General features: G+C 63.3%; 5 protein-coding genes. 4 read left to right on the forward strand and 1 reads right to left on the reverse strand.

What is annotated here, in order from left to right; translation table 11 throughout:
- Positions 1-123: 123 nt before the first annotated feature.
- Positions 124-1896, reverse strand: a complete 1773-nt coding sequence (locus ACE04F_RS06505) for a sigma 54-interacting transcriptional regulator (protein ID WP_486105497.1) — start codon at positions 1894-1896, stop codon at positions 124-126.
- 283 nt (positions 1897-2179) lie between these two features.
- Between ACE04F_RS06505 and ACE04F_RS06510 the strand changes: the two genes are divergently transcribed.
- From ACE04F_RS06510 to ACE04F_RS06525, 4 genes are all read left to right on the forward strand, one after another.
- Positions 2180-3652, forward strand: a complete 1473-nt coding sequence (locus tag ACE04F_RS06510) for a benzaldehyde dehydrogenase (protein ID WP_486105498.1) — start codon at positions 2180-2182, stop codon at positions 3650-3652.
- Between the two features lie 46 nt (positions 3653-3698).
- Complete coding sequence (locus ACE04F_RS06515) at positions 3699-4466, forward strand: coniferyl-alcohol dehydrogenase (protein WP_486105499.1); 768 nt, start codon at positions 3699-3701, stop codon at positions 4464-4466.
- A 70-nt stretch (positions 4467-4536) separates the two neighbouring features.
- A complete protein-coding gene (locus tag ACE04F_RS06520; RefSeq protein ID WP_486105500.1) occupies positions 4537-6186 on the forward strand; it encodes a DUF1302 domain-containing protein in 1650 nt (549 codons plus the stop codon).
- A gap of 15 nt (positions 6187-6201) precedes the next feature.
- Positions 6202-7563 carry a DUF1329 domain-containing protein gene (locus ACE04F_RS06525; RefSeq protein WP_486105501.1) on the forward strand — a complete coding sequence of 454 codons (1362 nt, stop codon included), beginning with the start codon at positions 6202-6204 and terminating at the stop codon, positions 7561-7563.
- Positions 7564-7581: the final 18 nt, after the last annotated feature.

Genomic DNA, 7581 nt, shown 5'->3' on the forward strand with positions numbered 1-7581 from the left:
ACTGCGGTCTGCCTGAAGAAATGCAGGGGCCTGATGCGCAGGCCAGCCCCCCCCCCCCCCCCCCCCCCCGGGGTTTGTGGTGGCCGATGCCTTCGCGAGCAGGCTCGCTCCCAGGTTCTGTGTTTATTCGTCGATATTGCGTTGGTGTTTTTTCAATCGATAGGCGAACTGCGCCCGGCTCAAGCCCAGCGACCTGGCTGCCGCCGCCAGGTTGCCGCTGCTCAGTTGCAGGGCTTCGTTGATCAGGCGCGACTCCAGGCCGTCGATAGAGAAGTCCGCATCCAATTGACTGAGCGACGGCAACAGCGGCGCCTTCGCCGCAGCGTCACTTGCGGTCAGCGCCAATGACGTGAGCCCGCCATTGCCGTCCACCGAATACGCATCCGCCGGCAATCGCTCGTCGCGAAACAGATGCACCAGGTCAATGGCCTGGCCTTCTTCGCTGGCAATCAAGCCGCGTTCGATGAGGTTCTGCAGTTCTCGCACGTTGCCAGGGAAGTCGTAGCGCAGCAGCATCTTCAAGGCGCGCATGGTCAGGCCCACCGGTGTACGGCCGTATTCCCGGCAGAAGCGCTTGAGAAAGGCATTGATCAGCAACGGTATGTCATCGCGGCGATCGCGCAAGGGCGGGAGGGCGATGGGATAGACGTTGAGCCGGTAGAACAGGTCTTCGCGAAACTCGCCTTGGGCCACGGCTTTGCGCAGATCGAGGTTGGTCGCCGCGACCACTCGCACGTCGACCTTGATGGCATGCCCGCCGCCGACCCGTTCGATTTCCCGCTCCTGCAACGCGCGCAACAATTTGCCTTGGCCGGCCAGGCTCAGGCAGGTAATTTCATCGAGGAACAACGTGCCGCCATCGGCCCGCTCGAAACGGCCGGGGCGTGAATGGGTGGCGCCGGTATAGGCACCGCGCTCGACGCCGAACAGTTCGGCTTCGATCAGGTTGTCCGGTATTGCCGCGCAGTTGAGGGCGATGAACGGCCCCTGGCGCCGACGGCTCAGTTGGTGCAATTGACGGGCGAACATTTCCTTGCCCACGCCAGACTCGCCGGTGACCAGCACGGTGGCCGGTGTCAAGGCGACCCGCTGCAGAGCCAGCGTCGCCGCGTTGAACGCCGCACTGGCGCCGATCAGCGGTTGTTCGCTGTCCGGCAGCGGATCACTGGCAGCCATTGGGTCGGGCCTGGCGCCGGACGGTAAAGGCGCTGCCGGCTGTGAGGCATTGAGGTAGCTCAGGTCGCGCTCGATATCGCCCCATTGTTCGGCGGTCTTGCCGACGACACGACAGCGCTCATGCCCCATGCCCCGGCATTCCACTTCGCGAAAGACCACCAGTTGCCCGAACAACCCGCTGACGAAGCCGATCGCGTAACCCAGCTCGGTCCAGCACACCGGATCCTGCCCGGTGCCATAGGCGGCGATATGTTCGTCGGCTTCGCAGGAGTGGTGCCAGAGAAATTCCCCCTCGTAGAACCCCGATTCCGCATCGAACTTGAAATGCAGCGGCTCGACCTTGGTCATGCCTTCGAGGGTATGCAGGTGCGTGCCTGCGCGAAACACCGCGGCAGCGTCGGCGTGCGGCCAGCGCTCACGAATCAGCCGGGCGTCGCGGGCGCCCGAGCAGTAGCCGGTGCGGGTGAGCATGCCCCGGGCCTGCTCCAGTCCCTGGCGCTCGATGATTTCCCGACGCAACGCGCCGAAGGACGAACTGTGCAGCAACAACATGCGTTGGTCGTTGAGCCAGATACGCCCGTCATCGGGAGAGAAAAACAGGCAGTTGGTCAGTTCTGCCGGGGTTGGCGAGCTGCTGTCGCTCAGTTCCTTGCTGTCGCCGCGTGGGCGAAAGGGCTCGGCAGCAATCCGCTCCGGCAGCGGACAGTGGGGATTATTCATTGTTATTGCCCCTGATGGTGGTAGTCGAAATGAACACCTGGCCAGATAGTTATTAAGCATAACTTTATCAAATGAACAAGTGGCGATCGGCCAGCGGCTGGCTCGACGCCCGCGACGTCGCCCATCGTCAGCCGGGGAGCCTTGATCCAGAGCCTTGCGTCAAGTTTGTGCAGGACTGCGGATGAATTCGGCACACGGCTTGCTCAGCCACTCCTACGGCGTTTGCGCCAGCGTCGGCACGGCGTGGCAAACGATGACAACAACAAAGAGCCGGGAGCTTTAAATGTCTGCATCCGAAAACCACCTGCTAGCCCAGGTGATCGCATCCGAATGTGTCTTCAACGGGGATTGGGTGCCTGCCTCGGGCCCGTTGCTGACTATCATCGAGCCGGCAACCGGCGAGGCGCTGATGCGCAGTGCTTCGGCCGATGCTGCCGATATCGCCAAGGCCAGTCGCGATGCGGCCCTGGCGCAACCGGCCTGGGCCGCCCTCGGTCCACGGGAGCGGGCGGCGATCTTTCGCAAGGCGGCTGACGTCGCCGAACGCTGCTTCGCGGAACTGGCGCTGTATGTCGCAAGGGAAACCGGCGCGGCATTGTTCAAAGGCCAACACGAGGTGCGCGAGGCGATCGTGCTGTTGCATCAGGCCGCCGGCATGCTCTCTCAGGCCCATGGCGTGGTGCTGCCCAGCGAGGCAGGGCGCCTGTCTTATGCGCGGCGTTTGCCCCACGGCGTGATCGGAGTGATCTCGCCGTTCAACTTTCCCCTGGTATTGTCGATGCGCTCCGTGGCGCCGGCCCTGGCGGCGGGCAATGCGGTGGTGCTCAAGCCGGATCCGCAAACGCCGGTCAGTGGCGGTTTTCTGATTGCCCGTCTCTTCGAAGCCGCAGGCCTGCCCAAGGGCTTGTTGCAGGTATTGCCCGGTGCGGCCGACGCCGGGGAAGCGCTGTGCCGTGATCCCAACGTCAAGATGATCGCCTTCACCGGTTCCACCGGCGCCGGGCGCAAGGTGGCCGAGGTGGCCGGGCGCAACCTCAAGAAAGTCGCGCTGGAGCTGGGCGGCAAAAACCCGTTGATCATCCTTGAAGATGCGAACCTGGACCTCGCCGCCCGCAATGCGGCCTGGGGCGCCTGGTTGCATCAGGGGCAGATCTGCATGGCCACCGGGCTGATCCTCGCCCATGAGTCGATTGCCCAGGCCCTCATCCGGAAACTGGTGGATAAAGCCCAGGCGTTGACCGTCGGCAACGCCGCCCGCGAGGAAGTCGCGCTGGGGCCATTGATCAACCAACGCCAGTTGCAGCGCGTGCACGACATCGTCAATGACAGCGTACGCGCCGGGGCGAGGCTGGAAACCGGCGGTAACTACGACCGTTTGTTTTATCAACCGACCGTGCTCAGCGGCGTGAGGCCGGGCATGCGTGCCTTCGAGGACGAAGTCTTCGGTCCGGTGGCGAGCGTGGTCAGTTTCGCCAGCGACGAGGAAGCCATCGAGCTGGCCAATCGCAGCGAGTACGGCCTGTCGGCGGCGGTCATTTCACCGTCGGTGGGCCGGGCCATGGCCATTGGGGAGCGGTTGATGTGCGGCATGCTGCACATCAACGACCAGACCGTCGCCGACGAGTGCCTCAACCCGTTCGGTGGGCGCGGTGCTTCGGGCAATGGCGGCAGCGTCGGCGGCCCGGCGGACTGGGACGAATACACCCAGTGGCAGTGGGTTACGGTCAAGGACAAGGCGCCTGTCTATCCGTTCTGACCGGTCGGTTTCAACGGGGCAGATAAAAATAACAAGAGGACTCAACATGAAACTCGACAACAAGATTGTGCTGGTGACCGGCGTCTCGTCGGGCATCGGTGCCGCCACGGCGAGCCTGCTGCGTGCCCACGGCGCCCAGGTGATCGGCGTGGACCTCAAGGCGCCGCACCAGACCCTGGACGGTTTTGTACAGGGTGACCTGAGCAGCGCCGAGAACATCGACCGCCTGCTGCCGCAGCTACCCGCACGGTTCGATAGCCTGTGCAATATTGCCGGGGTGCCGGGCACCGCCAATCCGCAACTGCTGGCGCGGGTCAACTACCTCGGGTTGCGCCACTTCAGCCAAGCGTTGCTGCCACGCATCAATGCGGGCGGCAGCATCGTCAATATCGCCTCGATCCTTGGCGCCGAATGGCCGCTCCGCGTGGAGCAGCACAAGGCGCTGGCGCGCAGCGACGGGTTTGCCGCCGGGCAAGCCTGGCTGGCTGACCACCCGGTGCCGGACCAGACCTGCTATCAGTATTTCAAGGAAGCCTTGATCGTCTGGACCTACCTGCAGGCCCAACCCTGGTTCCTGGAGCATTCGGTGCGCATGAACTGTGTCGCGCCGGGGCCGGTTTTCACGCCCATCCTCGACGACTTCGTGAGCATGCTCGGCGAGGCCCGGACCCAGGCCGATGCCCATCGCATGAAACGTCCCGCCTACGCCGATGAGGTAGCGGCGGTGATCGCCTTCCTGTGTGCCGACGAGTCGCGCTGGATCAACGGCGTCAACCTGCCCGTCGATGGTGGATTGGCCTCCACCTACGTCTGAGAACCCAAGCCGCCACCCGCGCGGGTAGCGGCAACGCCATGCCAAACAATAACAATAATGAGAGCACCCCATGGACAACCTCAAAGACAGCTTTGGTTTCAAGCATTGCGCGCTATTCCTGGCGCTTTTCAGCAGCGGTGTGATGGGCGAGAGGGCCGAGGCCATGCAAATGGACCTGGGCGACTCCGACTGGAAACTGCGCTGGGACAACACCATCAAGTACAGCCAGGCCTGGCGCCTGCACGGACAGGACAGCCGTCTGGTAAATGCGCCGACCGCCAATGGCCTGTACCCCTCGATCCAGAGCCAGGGCGACAAGAATTTCAGTCGCGGCCTGGTCTCCAACCGTCTTGACCTGTTTTCCGAAATGGACCTCAGCCGGCAAAACTACGGGCTGCGGGTCAGCGGCGCGGCCTGGTACGACGATATCTACAACCAGGACACCGACAGCAGCGAGCAGCCACATTTCCTCAGCGAAACCCGCGAGCTGCATGGCCGCGACGCTGAAATTCTCGATGCCTTCGTGTTCCTGCGCGGAGACCTCGGGGATGACTCCCAAGGCGTGGCACGTCTCGGACGCCACAGTCTGATCTACGGCGAAAGCCTGTTCTACGGCGGCAACGGCATCGCCAATGCCCAGGGGCCGACCGATGTGGTCAAGTTGCTCAGCGTGCCGGGCACGCAGTTCAAGGAGATCCTGCGTCCGGTCAATCAGATTTCCGGGCAGTTGCAGATCAACCCGCAGCTGTCGGTGGGTGCCTACTATCAGTTCGAGTGGGAACGTTCCAACTTGCCCGGCGCCGGCAGCTACCTGAGCGATGCCGACGCCATCGGTTACGGCAGCGGTCCGCTGCGTGAGGTATTTGGCAACGACACGGTGAATGGCGGCGACCTGAAACCGCGCAATTCGGGCCAGGGCGGTATGCAGATCCGCTTCAAGCCGGCCGGCACCGAGCTGGAGCTGGGTTTCTACGCGGCCCAGTATCACGACAAGGCGCCGATCGGGTTGTATGCCTACCTGGACGGTCCGGCGGCTGCGGCCAGCGGACTGCCGATCCTCGGCTCCTATCGCCAGGTCTACGCCGAAGACATCAAGACCGCCGGCGTCAGCTTTTCTACCGCTTACGGTCCGTTCAACTTTGCCGGTGAATCGTCGGTGCGCTGGAACGCTCCGCTGGTGAGCAACCTGCAAGTAGTGACCCCCGGGATGCAGGCCGATGGTGGCGACGATGCGCTGTTCGCCCGAGGCAAGACCGCGCACGTCAACCTGTCGGCGATTTACCTGCTATCGCCAACCGCTTTCTGGGACGGCGGCTCGGCCCTGGCCGAGCTGGCCTGGAACCGCACCCTGAGCGTGACCGAGAACGCAGCGGCGCTGGATTCCAATACCACCCGCGATGCCACGGCGTTGCGAGTATTGATGGAGCCGGCGTACTTCCAGATCGTCGACGGGATCGACCTCACCGTGCCGATCGGCATGGGGATCGTGCTTGATGGACGCTCATCGGCGGTGAACAAATCCGGCTTCGGCAATACCCATTCCGGCGACTGGAGCGTCGGCCTCAAAGCCACCTACCTGCAGCGCTGGGATGTCGGCCTCAATTACGTGAACTTCTTCGGCGCACCCAAGGCCGGGCTGCGCGAGGACGGCAATTTCAGTTACGGCCAGTCGTTGGCCGACCGCGACTTCGTCTCGCTCTATGTGAAAACCTCATTCTAACAAGGTGGATTCGCCATGCAGAACACAGCATTCCTGAACACCTGCGTCCTCGCCCTTGCCCTGGCCGGCATGAGCCTGGCGCAGGCGGCGGTATCGCCTGAGCAGGCCGCGCGTTTGAAAACCGATCTGACCCCCTTCGGTGGTGAGCGCGCCGGCAACGCCGATGGCAGCATCCCGGCCTGGCAGGGCGGTTATACCCAGGTCGCGCCCGGCTACAAACCGGGTGACAAGCGCCCCGATCCATTCGCCGGCGAGAAACCGCTGTACTCGATCAAGGCTTCGAACATCACGCAGTACGCCGGCCAGTTGGCCGAGGGCACCCAGCTGCTGCTGAAGAAATATCCGGACTATCGCCTGGATGTGTATCCGACCCATCGCTCGGCCGCCGCGCCGCAATGGGTGTATGACAACACCAGCAAGAATGCCACGCGCGCCGCACTCGACGTGGACAGCGAAAAAGTTTCCAACGCCTATGGCGGCATCCCGTTCCCGATCCCTGAGAACGGTGCGCAGGTGCTGTGGAACTATCGGTTGTCCTGGCAGGGCGGCGACACCATCAGCTCGCCGTTCGATACCTGGCTGATGACCGCCGGTGGCAAGAAAGTCCAGGCGACCCGGGCCCAGTACACCTACCAGTTTCCCTACTACGTCGAAGGCGGCAGCCTGGAAAACTATTCGGGCAAGTACCTGCTCGGCAAGCTGTTCACCGAATTGCCCTCGTCCAAGGCCGGCGAGGGCCTGATGACCCATTGGGACCTGGACCCGGCCAATCGTGCGGCCTGGCAGTACCTGGTCGGTCAACGCCGGGTTCGTCGTGCACCGAACATTGCCTATGACACACCGGACTTCGTCACCTCCGGCGTCGGCCTGTTCGACGAGGCGTTCATGCTGTTCGGGCCCACCGATCGTTATGACCTCAAGCTGGTGGGCAAAAAAGAACTGATCGTCCCCTACAACAATAACCGCGCCGCGCTGGCCAAGAGCGACGAGCTGGTCAAGGTCGGCTTCCTCAATCCTGACCTGGTGCGCTGGGAGAAACACCGGGTCTGGGTCGTCGAGGCCACGCTCAAATCCGGCAAGCGCCATGTCGTGCCGCGTCGCACCTACTACGTCGACGAAGACTCCTGGCAGATCCTGATGGCCGACGGTTATGACGCCCAGGGCAAGCTCGGCCGGCAGATGTATTCGCTGACGCTGCTGGCACCGGACCTGCCGGCCCTGACCGCACAGGTCATGTGGGGCAGCTACAACCTCGACACCGGGGCCTACTTCCTCAATTCGTCGAGCAACGACCTGACAGTCCAATACCAGAAGGTCGCGAAGCCTTCAGCGTCCTATTTCACGCCGGATGCCATGGCCAACGAAAACATGCGTTGAAGCAGTGGTGGCCGCGAC

It is taken from the genome of Pseudomonas sp. AGC41 (assembly GCF_057334555.1).

What these genes read in the sequence shown, in the direction of transcription:
- ACE04F_RS06505 (WP_486105497.1), bottom strand. Translation starts at nt 1,896, where the DNA reads ATGAATAATCCCCACTGTCCGCTGCCGGAGCGGATTGCTGCCGAGCCC.
- ACE04F_RS06510 (WP_486105498.1), top strand. Translation starts at nt 2,180, where the DNA reads ATGTCTGCATCCGAAAACCACCTGCTAGCCCAGGTGATCGCATCCGAA.
- ACE04F_RS06515 (WP_486105499.1), top strand. Translation starts at nt 3,699, where the DNA reads ATGAAACTCGACAACAAGATTGTGCTGGTGACCGGCGTCTCGTCGGGC.
- ACE04F_RS06520 (WP_486105500.1), top strand. Translation starts at nt 4,537, where the DNA reads ATGGACAACCTCAAAGACAGCTTTGGTTTCAAGCATTGCGCGCTATTC.
- ACE04F_RS06525 (WP_486105501.1), top strand. Translation starts at nt 6,202, where the DNA reads ATGCAGAACACAGCATTCCTGAACACCTGCGTCCTCGCCCTTGCCCTG.